We start from the raw sequence: 16,918 nt of genomic DNA on the forward strand, positions 1-16,918 counted from the left end.
CTACCGTGCAGATATCCCGCTATGTTGTCGCCAGAAGACGGCAACAAGTCATAAGATCGATTAAAACAGAGAGCAAAACCCCATGAGCCAGAAACTAGTCCTAGCCAGCGGCAATAAAGGTAAGCTGAAAGAGTTTGGTGAAGTCTTAGCACCGCTGGGTTTTGAGGTTGTACCCCAATCTGAATATAACGTACCCGAAGTAGACGAAACCGGCCTGACCTTTATCGAAAACGCCCTGCTGAAAGCCCGGGAAGCCAGCCGTATCAGCGGCCAACCCGCCATGGCGGATGACTCCGGTATCGAAGTGGATGCTCTGAACGGTGCTCCGGGAATCTATTCCGCCCGCTTCTCCGGCGAAGGTGCCACCGATGCCAAAAACAATGCCAAGCTACTGGAAGAACTGCAAGGATTACCTCAATCCAAACGCACCGCCCGATACTGGTGTGTACTGGTTTATCTGCGCCATGCGAATGACCCAACGCCTATTATCGCTCAGGGTAGCTGGGAGGGTCGTATTCTGGAAGCCCCGGAAGGCGAGGGCGGTTTTGGCTATGACCCACTGTTCTATATTGAAAATCTGAACTGCACAGCGGCATCAATGGAACCCGAGGAAAAAAACAAACACAGTCATCGCGGTAAAGCGACACTGGACCTGGTCAGCCAACTGAAAGCACGGGGCTAAATACCCTCTGCAACAACACCATCAATGTACTGATCGGACCTGCTTATGACTCTGCCACCGTTAAGCCTCTACATCCACATCCCCTGGTGTGTGCAGAAGTGTCCTTACTGCGACTTTAACTCACATGCGGTTGATCGCTTTAAAGCTGTAACAGGTACGCCTGAGGAAGCAGAACTAAGACAGGCGGGCTTACCGGAGCAGGACTATATCGCAGCTCTGATGCGGGATCTGGAGGCCGATCTGGCGGGTGCACAGGGACGGCCACTGACCAGTATCTTTTTTGGTGGCGGCACACCGAGCTTGTTTTCACCGGAAGCAATTGGGCAAATTCTTCAGGGTGTTGAGCAGCGCATCCCTTTTACTGACGATATAGAGATCACGCTGGAAGCAAACCCGGGCACGGTTGAGCAGGCCCGCTTTGAGGGCTATCGCAATGCAGGCGTTAATCGACTCTCCATCGGTATTCAGAGCTTTGACCCAGCTCAGCTGAAACGCCTTGGCCGGATTCATAATAGTCAGGATGCCATCCGTGCCGCCGAAAGCGCCCGCAAGGCTGGTTTTACCCGCTTTAATCTCGACCTGATGCATGGCCTGCCGAACCAGACAGAGGCAGAAGCACTTGCCGACCTGCAGCAGGCGATTGACCTTCAGCCTGACCACCTTTCCTGGTATCAACTCACCTTAGAACCTAATACCGCTTTTTATCAGGCGCCACCTCCGCTACCGGACGATGACACCCTATGGGAGATTCAGCAGGTAGGGCAACGCTTGATCGCAAGCGCCGGCTATCAGCAGTATGAAGTGTCGGCCTACGCCAAACCCGGTTCGGAAGCCCGGCACAATATAAACTACTGGCAGTTTGGTGATTATCTCGCCATCGGTGCCGGTGCCCACGGCAAGATTACCTGGCCGGCAGCCAATGATGACCTGGAGATAGTCCGAACCAGTAAACAGCGCCACCCCAAGCAATACTTGAACGCGGTGGACTATATATCCCAGCGCACAGCCCTTGAGCCGGCAGAGCTACCGGTGGAATTTCTGATGAATGCTTTACGGCTGAAAGAGGGTGTGGATAAAGCACTTTATCCACAACGTACCGGACGACCTCTTAGCAGCTTATCCCCGGAGCTGGAGAAGCTACAAAAGATGGGGTTGATGGAGCTCGGCACAGGTCGACTGAAAACCACAGACGAAGGTTTTATCTATCTGAATGCGGTGCTGGAAACCTTCCTCAGCTCCGAATAAATCATTCTCCAATAGGCATACACATTAGCTGTGGAGTGGCATAGACAGCTTTTCTTCCAGATCCGTGAGCGTGAGGGGGCGGCTATAAAGAAACCCCTGACCAATATCGCAGCCACTATCCGTCAGAAACTCAGCCTGTTCGATCTGTTCAATTCCCTCTGCAACCACACTTAAACCCAGCTGCTGAGCCAACACAATGATTGTCCGGGTAATGGCGCAATCATTCTGACCATGGGGCAGATCTTTAACAAAAGCCCGGTCAACTTTAAGAACATCAATTGGCATCTGCTTCAGGTAAGCCAGCGAAGAGTACCCAGTACCAAAATCATCAATAGCAAGACTTACCCCCAGCCGCTTTAGCTCATGGAGAACCGGCAACATGTCATCCATACTCTCCATCAGCATGCTTTCAGTGATCTCAAGCTCAATCCATTTGGGATCAACGCCCGTATGCTTCAATACGGTCTCTACCTGGCTGACAAAGCCCGGATCCTGGAACTGACGAACGGACAAATTGATCGCCATCCGGACGGGCATACGCCCTGCGTTATGCCAGTTAACGATCTGCTTGCAGGCTGTTTCCAGTACCCAGTGACTGATGGGAAGAATTAAGCCCGTTTCTTCAGCAAAGGGGATAAAATCTAAGGGTGATATAAGACCACGCTCAGGATCATTCCAGCGAATCAAAGCCTCAACGCCGACAATATCCTGTTTCTTCAGGCATACTTTTGGCTGGTAATACAACTCAAGCTGATTATGCTGCATCGCTTTTCTGAGGCGAACTTCAAGATCCAGGCGTTTCTGAGCCTGCTGATTAAGCTCCTGTGAGAAGAAATGGCAATTACTGCCGGTTTGCTGTTTCGCTTTGTACATTGCAAGCTCTGCATTACGCAGGGCTTCTGTTGTATCGGCAGCATCCTGGGGTAAAAAAGCAACGCCAATACTGGCGAAAGCATTAATCGTGTGCGGCCCCAGCTTAACGGTGCGATTAAACTGATAACAAAGCTGATCCAGCCAGTCATTCAGTTTTTCCCGGCTGTTCGTACAGTGCATAATCGCAAACTCATCACCGCCTAAACGCACCAGTATATCCGAGTCACTGACCACCACTTTCAGGCGGTGTGCAGCAGTCTTGATCAGCCGGTCACCGACACTGTGACCCAAAGAATCATTCACTCGCTTGAAATCATCCAGGTCAATAAAAACTAAAACCGTCTGACCATCAAAACCGGAAGCCTCTGACTCAGCGAAAAACTCATCCAGGTTATCCAGCAGAAACTGACGGTTTCCAAGGCCAGTGATCGGATCAAAAAAAGCCAGCTGCTGAATCTTGCGGTCTGTTTCCCGCTGTGCCGTCAGATCTTCACCAACGGCGACAAAACCCTCAATCTCACCTTTTGCACATGCAATCGGTGAAATAGACATGCTTTGCCAGAACAGCTCGCCATTTTTTCGACGACAAAGTAACTCACCGTGCCAGGGTTTACCCTGCCCCAGCGTGGCTGCTAACTGGCGGCGCACCTCAGGGGATGTGCGCCCTGCAGAAAGAAAATCAACATGTCGGCCAATCACCTCATCAGGAGAAAAGCCAGATACCTGACAAAACTGCCAGTTAACATACTCAATTCTGTACTCTGCGTCCGTGAGCATGACGCTACTGCCACTCTGGTCCAATGCATTAGAAAGCTTTTCTCTCTCCCGCTCGGCTTCAAGGCGGCTCGTAATATCATGGACGATAGAGTAAAGCAGTTTCTGGCCATGAAACTCCACCGGGCCGCTGTGTATTTCAACATCCCGGACTTCACCAGAGGCCAGCTTATGACGGAAGACAAAATGATTGCGCTTTTCCTCCTCGGCCTCGACCATCGCCTGAGCAATCTCTTCCTCTGACATCACATTGATATCTGAAGCATTCAAAGACGTAAGCTGCGCATAGTTGTATCCATAAAAGCGACAGGCAGCCTCATTTGCATCCACCAGATCACCAGATTCCGGATCAAAAAGTAATTCAACAACCCGGCTACGCTTAAACAGTTGGTGATAGCGCTGCTCGCTGTCATTCTGGCAACTTTGCCAATGTTTCCGGGATGCACTGACATCTACTAAGTAGCCACTAAAACGCTCAGGAATACCGGTATCGGTCCGATGGATCATCGTCACGCCCGTCACCCAGATATAGTGGCCATCACGGTGGCAAAGCCGGTAATCATTGTGGGTAATACGGGAGGTATCAGAATCAATGACCTGCGAAAAGTCACGTACCAGGCGCTTAAGATCATCAGGGTGAACCAGGTCAGAATAGACCTGCTTTTTTTCCAGGAATGTATTGGCGGTATAACCAGCCAGATCAGCAATATTATCGGTTACATACTGTACCGGCCACAAATCATCGGCAACCGGCCGGGCACCCCATGTAAAAAACACCACAGGCCCGGTATCAAACAAGCTGGGGTTAATATAAGCCTTCCCTTGCGTATTCATTGCCCACTCCAGCGTCGCACGACCTGCACATCCAGAGCATTCTCACAACGCATCCAGCTGCGCGACATTTATTATTAAAATTATATGCAGTCTCTAAGGGTATACCCTAACTCAAACAAAAAAGCCCCTGCAAGAGGGGCTCATCAGGTTAGTAATAATTAACCCGCTTTTTTCTGCAACCACTGATCCAGAGCTGCAATATCATCCTGTTTTAACGTACCAGCAGCCTGCTTCAGCTTGATCATGCTAATCAGGTAACTGTATCGGGTATCAAGATAGGATGTTTGTGCACTGTAATAAGTCTGCTCCGCCTGTAGAACATCAACAATGTTACGGGTACCTACCTCATAACCGGAGCGGGTCGCACGCAGAGCACTCTCAGACGAGAGCAGCGCCTGACGACGGGCTTCCACCTGCTGTACACTGGTAGTTACTTGGATGTAGTAGCTACGAGCACTCAATGCTGTAGAACGACGCTGCAACTCAAGCCCTTGCTCAGACTGATTCAGATAGTGACCGACCTTTCTGATGTTGGCGCTGGTCGAACCACCGGCGTAAACCTGCCAGCCCATTTCAACACCTAAGGCCAGATTGGTCATATCAGTTTCGGCAGAAGAATCTGTATTCTGGTAACTCAGCTCAGCTTTAGCATTAATGTAAGGCAAATATGCAGACTTGGCGGCTTTTACTGCTGTCGTTGCAACATCTGTCTGCTTCTGAGCAGCCTTCACATCCAGGTTATTCGCCAAGGCCAAGTCGATCCAGTACTGGACCGTTGCCGGCTGAGGTGATTCCACTGGAAAGTCTTCTGCCAAAGTATCCAGCTTGCCATAGCTTTTACCCGTCAGCAGCTGCAAAGATTCCTCACTGATCAGCAAGGCTCCCTCAGCACCAATGCGGGCAGCGCGGGCACCATCATAAGCGGCCTGAGCTTCGTTAACACCGGTAATAGGAATCAGACCAACCTTAAACTGTTGTCTGGCCTGCTCCAGCTGACGCTTAATCGCTTTTTCCTGCGCCTGAGCAGAGGTCAGATTATCCTGGGCCCGCAGAACACCAAAGAAAGCTTCCGTTACCCGTACCATCAGGTCCATTTCTGCCGTCTGATACTCATAGCGTGCTTTTTCTGTGCTCGCCTCAGCAACACCAATCTGAGCGATATTTCCTATATTCAGCAGAGGCTGCGTAACGGTCAATGCCAGCTGTGTCTGGTTGTAACTGTCACCAAGATCACTACCCTGATACGTTCCGTCCGGGGAGTTATTCATCAGGCTGCCACCTGCTGTAACCGTAGGTTTAACACCCGCCCAGGCTACACTTTCATCTTCGATAACCGCATTCAATTCAGACTGGGCTATTTTCAGCTGGTAATCGTTCTCCAAAGCATCCTGGTAGACGCCGGATAAGGTTTGCGCCTGAGCATGAATACTCAAAACAGAGATTAAAGCCGCTGAAATAGCGGTAAGTCGTCGCATGGTCTGCTCCTGCACATTATCAATTCGTTCAGATAAAGCGGTTAACAGTGCCTCCTTAAGGAAACACCAAATAGTATAAATAATGTATTTCAGTATAACGTAAGGCCTATCATAGCGAATAAGCATGGATGCCTCATCGCTGCCAGCCATTATTTTAGACTAGACTAATATATTAGTTAACCAAAATAATATTCAGCCGGTAAGTCTCGCAGAGGCTTAAAGCATGCCCAAGTAAGATAATTAATCGGAATTACATCTTTAAGCGAAGACTGTCTGAATAATTCAGAGGATTGGCAATAATGAAGAATTAAGCGGCAAGATTGATCTGGCGAGCCAGCTGCTCACCCAGTTCGGGGGTCTCAACAACACGATAAAGATTAGTAGCCTGGGCCGGACGAACCCCGGTAACCTGCTGAATATTCGGAAACACATCGGACAGGGCCCGTAGGAAACTAAAATAACCACCATAACCGGAGATCATAGAGTCATTCATCGCGCGGTTAACAGCCATGGCCGTTTTACGGGCTTTTGTATCTGCTTCCAGATTCTGACGCAGCATATCAACCTGAGCATTACTATCAATGCCCTGAATATCAGATGCATAGAGAGGTGTCGTTAACAAACTCAGCAACATAGAGAACTGCCCACCCTGCGAATTGTGCAGAGCGGTGTTCATTGACTTGGCAACACCGGTAGACTGTTCTAGCTGATTAACGATTTTCATCGGATAACGACCAATAAAAGCTGACTGTTCTTCCCCTATCGGCCGTATGAAAAATATCTTTACACTTTAATTGCCATATTTTTTTAATCGAGTCCTGAATTGGTCTTTTTTCACCACCAAAGCGCTGGACATCGCCTGTCAGCCTACCTAGACTCTTGGTCATCTTGACGGGGTGCATGGTTGGCTGAGATCGCTGCAAAGCAGCGGAACCCGAAGAACCTGAACTGGGTAATTCCAGCGTAGGAATCGAGAAAGTGAATCCCCTATCTGCTCTGGCGTACAGAGTTAAAGCTGAAACAGGTAGGCGATAAGATATAAAGGCCATTCCCAATCCTGGCCTTCTGATCTGGTTCATCCTCCGGCACAGCCAACCTGTCGCATCGTCATAACTTAACTCGCTGTTTAAACACTGCACTGTTTCGTTCTGCAAATTCAGTTCAGCCGATACTGATGACGGTAAAAGGTAGGTAAGATGCCAAACTCTCAAAATAACCAGAGCACTCCAAACACGCCTCAGGGCCCTCTCAACCAAACTGCACAGGTTGATCAGGCTTCTATTCAGCCGTTCCCAAACTCACGCAAGATCTACATTGAAGGCTCCCGCCCGGATATTAAAGTTCCGATGCGTGAAATCAGCCTGAGTCCCACTACCGGCAGCTTCGGCAGCGAAGAGAACGAGCCGCTGCGCGTATACGATACCTCCGGCCTGTACAGCGATCCGGACGTTCAGGTGGATGTACGTAAAGGTCTGCACCCTCAGCGTAATCCATGGATCGAAGCGCGTGACGATACTGAGATCCTGCCCAAGCTGTCTTCCGAATATGGCCGCATGCGCGAAGCTGACCTGACACTGGAGCCGCTACGCTTTGATCTGCAACGCAAACCGCGTCGCGCTAAAGACGGTAAAAATGTCACCCAGATGCACTACGCCCGCCAGGGCATTATCACGCCAGAAATGGAATACGTCGCGATCCGTGAGAACATGAAACTCGCCGAGATGCGTGAACAGCACCAGTTGAACGAACAGCATCCGGGGCAATCCTTTGGTGCCGCCATTCCGGATGAGATCACACCGGAGTTTGTCCGTTCCGAGATCGCCCGTGGCCGTGCGGTACTACCTGCCAATATCAACCACCCGGAAATCGAGCCGATGATTATCGGCCGTAACTTTCTGACTAAGATTAACGGCAATATCGGTAACTCGGCGCTGGGGTCTTCTATTGAGGAAGAGGTCGCCAAGATGACCTGGGGCATCCGCTGGGGTGCTGACACCGTGATGGATCTGTCCACCGGTAAGAACATTCACGAAACCCGTGAGTGGATCGTGCGTAACAGCCCAGCCCCAGTTGGCACCGTGCCGATTTATCAGGCGCTGGAGAAAGTGAACGGCGTCGCCGAAGACCTGACCTGGGAAGTATTCCGCGATACCCTGATCGAACAGGCAGAACAGGGTGTGGATTACTTCACCATTCACGCCGGTGTACGTTTGGCCTATGTACCGATGACCGCGAAACGTATGACAGGTATTGTCTCTCGCGGTGGCTCCATCATGGCGAAATGGTGTCTGGCGCACCACAAAGAGAGCTTTCTCTACACCCACTTTGAAGATATCTGCCAGATCATGAAGGCCTATGATGTCACCTTCTCTCTGGGTGATGGTCTGCGCCCCGGCTCCGTTTACGATGCCAACGATGAATCCCAGTTTGCCGAACTGGAAACTCTGGGCGAACTGACCAAAATCGCCTGGCAGCATGATGTGCAATGCTTTATCGAAGGCCCGGGCCATGTTCCCATGCATATGATCAAAGAGAATATGGACAAACAGCTTAAAGAGTGTGGCGAAGCACCGTTTTACACTTTAGGCCCTCTAGTCACCGATATCGCTCCGGGTTATGACCACATCACCTCAGGTATCGGTGCCGCCATGATCGGCTGGTACGGCTGCGCCATGCTCTGCTATGTCACCCCAAAAGAGCACCTGGGTCTACCGAATAAGGACGACGTGAAAACCGGCATCATCACCTATAAGATCGCCGCCCACGCCGCTGACTTAGCCAAAGGCCATCCAGCCGCGCAGGTGCGTGATAACGCCATGTCTAAAGCCCGCTTTGAGTTCCGCTGGGAAGACCAGTTCAACATCGGCCTGGACCCGGATACCGCCCGCAGCTACCACGATGAGACCCTGCCAAAAGAATCCTCCAAAGTGGCACACTTCTGCTCCATGTGCGGACCTAAATTCTGCTCCATGAAGATCTCACAGGAAGTACGGGATCTGGATGCGGAGCAGGTCGCCGCCATCAACGCTCAGGCGGAAGAGGGCATGCAGGAGAAATCGAAAGAGTTTATGGAGAAGGGTGCCGAGCTCTATCAAGAGGTTTAAGAGCGGGAGGTTTAAGAACAGGATGTTTAAAAACGGGAAATTTAAGATCAGTAAGCTTATTTAAGCCGCAGGCCGTTTAGCCATAGCGGCTTAAAAGCAGGCAAGAAAAGGATCTCTTGCCTGTTTTTATGCTGTTTTATTATCTGATTGCTCACATCTGTTTATTGACAGAGTATTCTGGCTTTAACCCTTTAGACAGACACATAACGATCTGCTCAAGGGCAACCCTTCTGCACACCATTAGAGACTCTGTTGACAAAAAACCGATATGCGGCGTAACAATGACATTGTCCATTGAGATCAATTTACTGTTGTGATTCGCCTCATCGGCAAGCACATCCAACCCAGCAGCCGATATTTTTTTTGACTGAAGGCTTTCAATTAACGCCTCTTCATCGATCAACCCGCCGCGGGCGGTGTTAATTAAGATGGCACCGTCTTTCATCTGCGAGAAAGTGTCGGCATTCATCATGTTTTCTGTTTCAGGTAATAGCGGCGTATGCAGCGAAACAATATCGGATATGGCTAACAACGCTTCTAAAGAGTCGCATTTAGTGATGCCCAGTTTTTCTGCTTCTTCAGCCGTTTTAGATGAATGGCAGAAAGCGACCTTGATACCAAAGCCTTTCAGCATCGGAATCAATGCGAGAGGAATGGAACCTAATGAGACAAGGCCACAGGTTTTTCCTTTTAACTGGTGAAGTTCGTTGCCGATAAAGGGCGTCCAGTTCCCAGCCTTTACACTGGCACTGTACGCACTAATGCCTCTACTGAGATCGAGTAACAGCGCCATAACATGACTGGCCACTTCATAGGCACAAAAGCCAGGAGTGTTGGTGACATAAATACCGGCTTTATCCGCAGCATTAATATCGACCTCATTGGTGCCGATGCTTTGCAGCGCGATAATTTTCAGGTTGGGTAAATGCGTTAAAGTATCGGCATCGACCTCGGTATATTCCAATGTTAAAGACTCCGCATCCTTAACATCTTCAATCAGATTATTTCCTGTGACCTGCATAAGGGCTAAATCATGGATTCCCCACTCTTTTAAGAGTTGGTTTTCATAATCCAGATCACCTGGCATATTGTAATAAACGACGCTCTTTTTCTGGCTCACTAGAGGCTCTCCTGAACGTACTCAATGTTCTCATCAGACACCAACGCACAGCTTGGCCGCTAGCTCATCCAACAGCGAAGGTTATCAAGCATGGAACAGCAACGTTCAAGCTGTTCAACGCTCACAAACTCATCTGGTTTATGGCCTTGCTCCATACTGCCTGGGCCGCAGACTAAGGTGGCCACGCCTGCCTCATCAAACAAGCCACCCTCTGTACCAAAGGCGACCGTACCGAACGCAGCGCTCTCACTCCAATCAGCAACCCATTGGGCAAATTCTGATTGTGGGTCGGTTAATAGTGGTGGATAGGCTGCGAGCGATTCAAACTGGATGTCGGCTGCGGAGTGAACCGCCTGCATCATCGGTTTGAGGCTTTGTTGAGCATAATCTTGTAGCGCGTTAAAGGTGGTATTGGCGTTAGCTTTTGGCAGATACCGCATCTCTATGTCGAATTGGCAGTATTCAGGCACAATATTTAAAGCGGCACCCCCTTTGATCGTCCCTGTTTGCAAGGTGCTATAGGGCGGGTCAAACCGATCATCTAAATCTTGTTTCAGCGGTTCTGCAAACTCAGTGATTTTGGTAATCAGCTTGGCGGCATACTCAATCGCATTAACGCCCTCAGGGGCATATGCGGAGTGGCACGCATGGCCGTGCACTTTGCAGCGCATGGCGACTTTACCTTTGTGGCCATAGACCGGTTGCATATTGGTTGGTTCGCCAATAATGCACATGGCTGGTTTTTCTGGGGATGCTTTTAGATGCTCAATAAGACTTCGAACACCTAGGCAACCGACCTCCTCATCATAGGAAAAAGCCAGATGTAATGGCATGCGAAGGTTGGCTTGCTGGAACTGCGGAATGGCCTCCAGCACACAGGCGATAAACCCTTTCATATCCGCACTGCCACGGCCGTAACACTTGCCCTCTTGTTCAGTGAGTTGAAAGGGCGGGTGTGACCAGTTTTGTCCATCTACTGGAACCACATCCGTATGCCCTGACAGCATGACACCACCATCACCATCTGGCCCAAGACGAGCATAAAGGTTCGCCTTGGTTTTTTCCTCGTTGAAAATCAGAGTAGATTCGATGCCCAACGTATCAAGATAGTCACGAATAGCCTTGATTAAATCTAAGTTAGATTCTCGACTGGTGGTATCAAACTCCAACAGCGTGCTAAGCAGCTGTCGGAGCTGAACAGAAAGCGTAGCTGAGGGTAAGCTACTCATTACCCGGTACGCCATAACTAGGGGCTTGGCGCGGGTCAAGCGCACGGGTAACGTAAGCCTGCATCTGTGGCTCATAGTCTTGCCAGAGCTTCGACAGCTCGCCAATAGGGTTTTCTTCGGCCCAATCAACACGCAGATCAACTATCGGCCAGGTATAGTCATCAACGACCTTAACCGCGGCAGAGTGTACCGGCCCAGCTTCTCCACCTGCAGCGATACCCGCCGCTAATGCGGTAATTAAACGACTGGTAAGCTCACCATTGGATGCTTCAAAGCTCTGGGTCATAGCTTCAATAACATCAGTGTTAGCCAGCATGTTTCCTGCGGCAACACAACTTTGCGACTTAACCATGTTGTGTGTCCCCAGGGTTTCAGTACCGCTGAAACACGCTGTTTCTCCACTCATGTTGATAACCGTAACCTGACGATAAGCGCTAAATTTATCTTCCGATAGAGCAGCCCTTAATGCTTGGTCAGGCGTTAATCCATCCTGCAGATGCGCAAGGACTTTTTGGCCCAACGCTGGCAGCGTTATGTTTTGACTTGAAACAGCACCCACTCCAGCTAATAGCCAGGGGCAACGAGCCCCAACGGCAATACTCGATGAGCTAATAGCAATGCCTAGCTGGCCACTTTCAGGGCAATACGCCGCAATAGAAATAGTCATATTGACTCCTAATTACTGTTGCTCAGGGATGACGGCAATAATGTCAATTTCCATAAGCCATTCAGGTTGTGCTAACCCTGCAACGACCAGCCCAGTAGAGATAGGAAAGACGCCTTTCATCCATCGGCCTACTTCACGGTAGACCGGTTCACGGAAACGGGGATCAGTAATATAAGTCGTTGTTTTAACCACATGCGACAGGTCGCTACCGGCTTCTTCCAACAATTGTTTGACGTTTTTCATGGCCTGCTCAGCTTGAGCCTGAGGATCGCCAAGGCCGATAAGCTTACCGTCAAAGTCAGTACCAACCTGACCTCGAACATAAACCGTGTTTCCCGCAACAACCGCCTGGCAAAGATCATTATCAAGAGACTGATTTGGATATGTCTCTTTGGTGTTAAACATTCGAATACGAGTATGGGTCGGCATGATAACTCCTGAGTTAAGCTTTGTTGCTGTATTGACGGTACTGGCGTTGAATCACAATTTGATCGGCAATATATTTTGCGTCATGCCATACGCCCCAGATAAAGGTGGAGCCGCGACGCGACAGCCATGGCAGGCCAAGGAAATACACACCAGATTCACTGGATACGCCCCGGTGATGCTTCGGTTGATTATTTTCATCAAAGGCATTCACTTTTAACCAGCTGTAGTCTGTCGCAAAGCCCGTAGCCCAAATAATGGTTGTAATGCCTTTTTCTACAAGGTCCATCTCCAGTACAGGATTTGTCATGCACTCAGGATCAGGTAATAGCTGGTGAGCTTCAGGCTCTTCGGGTAAATCTAAGCCGTTCTTCGCAATATATTCATCCGCTTGTTTTAGCAGCGATAAGTAGTTGTCATCCCCTGCCTGAATATTACGGACTAGGTCATTGTTAAAACGAACAACGCCATTATTGAAGGACTCTGTACGGCCAACTAAATTTAAGCCTTGGTTTGCTAACTCACGGAAGTCGATCGTTTTTCCACCGTGAGCACCGCTTACCGAGATGGTGACATGTTCTTTGCCAGGTTCATTAGCAGCGGCATCCCACAGACCGAGAACACCCAACCACCAAACAAAATCACGACCACGATAGCTCCGAGGCGGACGGTCATGAGGACCAACTGACAGAAAGACATTTTTACCGGCACGCTGCAGTTCATCGGCAATCTGAACACCAGAAGAGCCGGCGCCAATAACCATGACACCACCTTCAGGCAGTTGTTGAGGATTCCGGTATTGGGCAGAGTGAATCTGATAGAGCTCTGGCATTTCCGGAGCAATAGCAGGAATCACAGGAACCTGGAATGCACCCGTCGCCGACACGATGCGCTGAGCGTTAAATATCCCGTCTGATGTTTCAACGGTAAAGCCATCCGCGCCTTCATTTTTGACCGCACTGTATACTTCAACACCGGTGCGTACAGGGGCATTAAATTTTTCTACATAAGCTTCAAAGTATTCTGCAACCTTGTCTTTAGGCACAAAGCTATCTTCGTCAGCACCAGGAAAAGTCATACCGGGAAAGCGGTCATGCCAAGCAGGCCCATTGGCCACCAGTGAATCCCAGCGAGCAGTGCGCCACGCTTCAGCAATACGATTCTTTTCCAGAACCAGGTGAGGTACGTCTTGGCGGGTCAAGTGCTCACTCATGGCAATGCCCGCCTGACCTGCTCCGATAATCAATGTATCTATATCTGTAATATTCGCCGTCATTTATACGCGCCTTTTTATAACTGGGTTCAATTACCCGTAAAGAGAATAAGACCAGCTTATGACAGCGAATAAACACAGTAAATTATTATAAATATACGATCTAAATAGAAAAAATATTAACGCAAAAAATGCATTGAAAACCGGAAAAGGCTGGCAGGGATTTTTTTTAAAAAGATAAGATAGAAAAGAAAAGAGAGCACAGAAAATAAAAAAAGGGATAAAAAAAGGCAAAACGCCACTATAAAAAAATAAAAACAAAACAAGATAAAACACTAAAAAAAGCGTTTCTTTCAACCAATAAAAATCATTAAAAATACAGACCAATCTGAATAAATTTTATGCTGAAAAATTATAACTCTGGCAGTAGTCTATAAATAACTGTGCGGGTTGAGTGGGTTCATTCGTTTTCAGGTAAGCCATTATCAATGTGGAGCTTTCCATCTCATCCAGTATTTCAACATAAGCGAGTTTTTTTCCATCGTATGTCTCATTAGTACTTGGACGCGTCACCAATACTGAAAACCCCTGTCCCTGCCCAACCATGCAACGAACCATCTCGATCGAGGGCGAGGTATAAGCCACTTCCGGGTGCAGCCCCTTTTCAGTGAAAATATTCAGGAAATAATTCCGGCTGGGGATGACATCCAGCAAAATCATAGGCTCACAGCTTAATTCGGCCAATGTAACCGGGCCACCTTTTAGAGCCAGTGGATGCCCTTCAGGTAAAAGTGCATAGGGTTTATGAGGCGCATTCAGCGGGTCCTTGCGAACAGAGTTACCCAGCTCAAGATCGTACAAGAACGCCAGATCGAACTGTCCTCTGTGCAAGCCAATCATGACTTCATGTTGCTCACCGTCATGCAGCTGAATCTCAATATCGGGATAAACAGCCTTAAACCCTGCAATTAATTTAGGCAGATACAAGGGCGCAACGGATGCAAAGCTTCCGATGGAAACTTTACCTCTGGCCTTTTCGCTACCAGCCAATGTATTTTGCTCAAACTCATGGGAAAGACGTAGCAGCTCCCTGGCTTTTTCATAAAAATTACGGCCACTGGGAGTCAAGGAGACACCCTGAGCATGATGCCGAATCAATAGCTTCTGTCCGAATGTATCCTCAAGATTTTTGATCGCAATGGAGATCGAGGGCTGAGCAATATGAAGTTTTCTTGATGCCTCAGCAATACTTTCCGTTTCAACCACTGTGGCAAAATAGTGCAGCTGCTTTAAGGTAAAATGTCTCATGCTCACCCCTTGGAAAAATATCGCTTATCAATAAACCACCTCTATATTTTTCATATGATGCAAGGCATATGCCATAAACCCTATTTTCTTCTCAGAGCAAGCCAATGCCCGCCACCCTGCGTATTTCTATGGAATAAATATTATTCAGCAAACTTATTTCAATATTGATATCACATCCACGCCCCAACCTGGACAGGCCTGCCCTTATTTGGGGCGATTTTGGTTATTTTATATCATTTTTTAAACGCCAATCTTTTTCCACCAAGGATAAATAGCTAGATAGTTTTTTTAAAACCAGAAGAAAACAAAATAATAATTGCCACCGATCCTAATATCGCCACATATTAAATGCACACATTTGAGATCCCAGTGCTCTCAAAGCAGAGCAGTCTCTCATTAATTATTTCAGTTTAAGGTGGCAATTATATGATGTTTGATTGGGACTACATGTTCAGTTTATTCAGTTTATCTGACTTTTGGGTGGCGAGTTTAACCGTCATTAAACTTAGTGTCGCAAGCTGGTTATTAAGTATCGTTTTTGGTTTTGTATTAGCCCTAGGCAAGCAATCTGATTTCGCTTTATTTAATATGGCTTCTAAATTTTATATCTGGCTGTTTCGCAGCCTTCCACTACTTGTTCTACTCATCTTTGTATATAACATGCCGCAAATGCTACCCAGTACTAGCGGCCTTCTTTCAGACCCATTTTGGTCTGGTTTAATTGCCATGGTGTTATGCGAAAGTGCCTATGTTGCGGAGATACACCGAGGTGGCTTGCTCTCTATTCCAAAAGGACAGGGCGAAGCGGCAAGGGCGTTAGGCATCCGTTTTCTAGGCATTCAATGGCTGGTTGTTATCCCTCAAGCATTACGTGTTGCTTTACCGTCACTGGTTAATGAGTACATCTCTATTGTTAAGCTCACATCACTGGTATCGGTCATATCACTAACAGAAATTCTTATGGTAGGTCAGCGCCTATATTCACAGAACTTCCTTGTTCTAGAAACAATGGCGGCTGTTGCCGTGTTCTATATCTTCATTGTGACCATATTCGATTTTCTGCTAAAACGCCTGGAAGACTACCTTGATGTGACAAAAGGTTGTACTAACCAACAGCCGTCAGACGAGCTGATCGAAAAGGTAAAAAATGCACCGGCACCTGAAATCAAACCAACCTCTGAGTTTGACGGCCCGGCATTACAAGCATCCAAGCTGCACAAAGCCTACAACGATGTTGAAGTATTAGGCTCCGTTAACCTGAGCATACAGCAAGGTGAAGTGGTCTCCGTTATTGGCCCGTCAGGTTCCGGCAAAACGACCTTGATTCGATTGCTGAACGGCCTCGAGCAACTCGATAACGGTGAAATTGATATTAACGGGCAGTCATTTCTGAAATTACTGCGCAATGGCCCCGGCAGCAAACCTCGTTTTGTTGAGAGTTCAGAACATCGCAATAAAATCGGCATGGTGTTCCAGAGCTTCAATCTCTTTCCGCATCTGACCGTACTAGACAACCTGTTACTCGCCCCACGGCACCACAATATGGGCAGTAAAGAAGATCTGGAAATGCAGGCGTACCAACTATTGAACAAGGTTGGCATGTTGGAGCACGCCTGGAAATACCCACATCAACTATCCGGCGGACAGCAACAACGTGTGGCGATTTCACGAGCCCTGATGATGCGCCCTCAGATTATGTTATTCGATGAACCCACCTCTGCACTGGATCCGGAGAAGGTCCATGAAGTACTGCAGGTGATCGAAGACTTAGCTCGTGAAGGTATCACCATGGTGATTGTGACCCACGAAATGAATTTTGCTTTCAAGGTATCCGATAGGATTGTGTTTATGGAGAAAGGGCGCGTGGTATGTGACGACGCACCTCAGGTATTGCGTGATGGCCATAACCCTCGTGTAGATGCTTTTCTTAAGGATGTGTCTTTAGCTTAACAAACCATATTGGAGTAA

General features: G+C 48.4%; 13 protein-coding genes and 1 riboswitch. Of the genes, 4 read left to right on the top strand and 9 right to left on the bottom strand.

What is annotated here, in order from left to right:
- The first annotated feature begins 82 nt into the window (after positions 1-82).
- The gene (gene rdgB, locus ACN0R8_RS05690; protein WP_417595935.1) at positions 83-682 is read left to right on the top strand and encodes an RdgB/HAM1 family non-canonical purine NTP pyrophosphatase; all 600 of its coding nucleotides are present in this window, start codon (positions 83-85) and stop codon (positions 680-682) included.
- Between the two features lie 45 nt (positions 683-727).
- A complete protein-coding gene (gene hemW, locus ACN0R8_RS05695) occupies positions 728-1,927 on the top strand; it encodes a radical SAM family heme chaperone HemW (RefSeq protein ID WP_417595937.1) in 1,200 nt (399 codons plus the stop codon).
- Positions 1,928-1,951: 24 nt separating this feature from the next.
- Here the strand turns inward: hemW and ACN0R8_RS05700 are convergent, their stop codons facing one another.
- The 3 genes from ACN0R8_RS05700 to ACN0R8_RS05710 all read right to left on the bottom strand — a co-directional run bounded on the left by ACN0R8_RS05700 (position 1,952) and on the right by ACN0R8_RS05710 (position 6,607).
- Positions 1,952-4,408 carry an EAL and GGDEF domain-containing protein gene (locus ACN0R8_RS05700; RefSeq protein ID WP_417595939.1) on the bottom strand — a complete coding sequence of 819 codons (2,457 nt, stop codon included), beginning with the start codon at positions 4,406-4,408 and terminating at the stop codon, positions 1,952-1,954.
- 158 nt (positions 4,409-4,566) lie between these two features.
- Positions 4,567-5,883 (bottom strand): TolC family outer membrane protein, encoded by a 1,317-nt coding sequence (locus tag ACN0R8_RS05705; protein WP_417595941.1) that lies wholly within the window; start codon positions 5,881-5,883, stop codon positions 4,567-4,569.
- A 307-nt stretch (positions 5,884-6,190) separates the two neighbouring features.
- Complete coding sequence (locus ACN0R8_RS05710; protein ID WP_417595943.1) at positions 6,191-6,607, bottom strand: hypothetical protein; 417 nt, start codon at positions 6,605-6,607, stop codon at positions 6,191-6,193.
- 158 nt (positions 6,608-6,765) lie between these two features.
- Positions 6,766-6,870: riboswitch (TPP riboswitch) on the top strand.
- Positions 6,871-7,079: 209 nt separating this feature from the next.
- Between ACN0R8_RS05710 and thiC the strand changes: the two genes are divergently transcribed.
- Complete coding sequence (gene thiC / locus ACN0R8_RS05715) at positions 7,080-8,987, top strand: phosphomethylpyrimidine synthase ThiC (protein ID WP_417595945.1); 1,908 nt, start codon at positions 7,080-7,082, stop codon at positions 8,985-8,987.
- A 151-nt stretch (positions 8,988-9,138) separates the two neighbouring features.
- On the opposite strand, the gene ACN0R8_RS05720 is transcribed toward thiC, so the two are convergent.
- The 6 genes from ACN0R8_RS05720 to ACN0R8_RS05745 all read right to left on the bottom strand — a co-directional run bounded on the left by ACN0R8_RS05720 (position 9,139) and on the right by ACN0R8_RS05745 (position 14,950).
- Positions 9,139-10,107, bottom strand: coding sequence for a C-terminal binding protein (locus tag ACN0R8_RS05720; RefSeq protein ID WP_417595947.1), 969 nt, complete (start codon positions 10,105-10,107; stop codon positions 9,139-9,141).
- Between the two features lie 59 nt (positions 10,108-10,166).
- Positions 10,167-11,336: an acetylornithine deacetylase gene (gene argE, locus ACN0R8_RS05725; RefSeq protein ID WP_417595949.1), complete on the bottom strand. Its 1,170-nt coding sequence runs from the start codon at positions 11,334-11,336 to the stop codon at positions 10,167-10,169.
- Positions 11,329-12,003, bottom strand: a complete 675-nt coding sequence (locus tag ACN0R8_RS05730; protein ID WP_417595951.1) for a DUF1028 domain-containing protein — start codon at positions 12,001-12,003, stop codon at positions 11,329-11,331. The genes argE and ACN0R8_RS05730 overlap by 8 nt, the downstream gene beginning before the upstream one ends.
- A 12-nt stretch (positions 12,004-12,015) precedes the next feature.
- Positions 12,016-12,432 (bottom strand): RidA family protein, encoded by a 417-nt coding sequence (locus ACN0R8_RS05735; protein ID WP_417595953.1) that lies wholly within the window; start codon positions 12,430-12,432, stop codon positions 12,016-12,018.
- Between the two features lie 13 nt (positions 12,433-12,445).
- Positions 12,446-13,705 (bottom strand): flavin-containing monooxygenase, encoded by a 1,260-nt coding sequence (locus ACN0R8_RS05740; protein WP_417595955.1) that lies wholly within the window; start codon positions 13,703-13,705, stop codon positions 12,446-12,448.
- 336 nt (positions 13,706-14,041) lie between these two features.
- Positions 14,042-14,950, bottom strand: coding sequence for a LysR family transcriptional regulator (locus ACN0R8_RS05745; protein ID WP_417595957.1), 909 nt, complete (start codon positions 14,948-14,950; stop codon positions 14,042-14,044).
- A gap of 426 nt (positions 14,951-15,376) precedes the next feature.
- On the opposite strand from ACN0R8_RS05745, the gene ACN0R8_RS05750 reads away from it, so the two are divergent.
- Positions 15,377-16,900 carry an amino acid ABC transporter permease/ATP-binding protein gene (locus ACN0R8_RS05750; protein ID WP_417595959.1) on the top strand — a complete coding sequence of 508 codons (1,524 nt, stop codon included), beginning with the start codon at positions 15,377-15,379 and terminating at the stop codon, positions 16,898-16,900.
- Positions 16,901-16,918 lie beyond the last annotated feature (18 nt).

The sequence above is a fragment of the Oceanospirillum sp. genome (assembly GCF_048265165.1).
Lineage (GTDB): Bacteria > Pseudomonadota > Gammaproteobacteria > Pseudomonadales > Halomonadaceae > Oceanospirillum.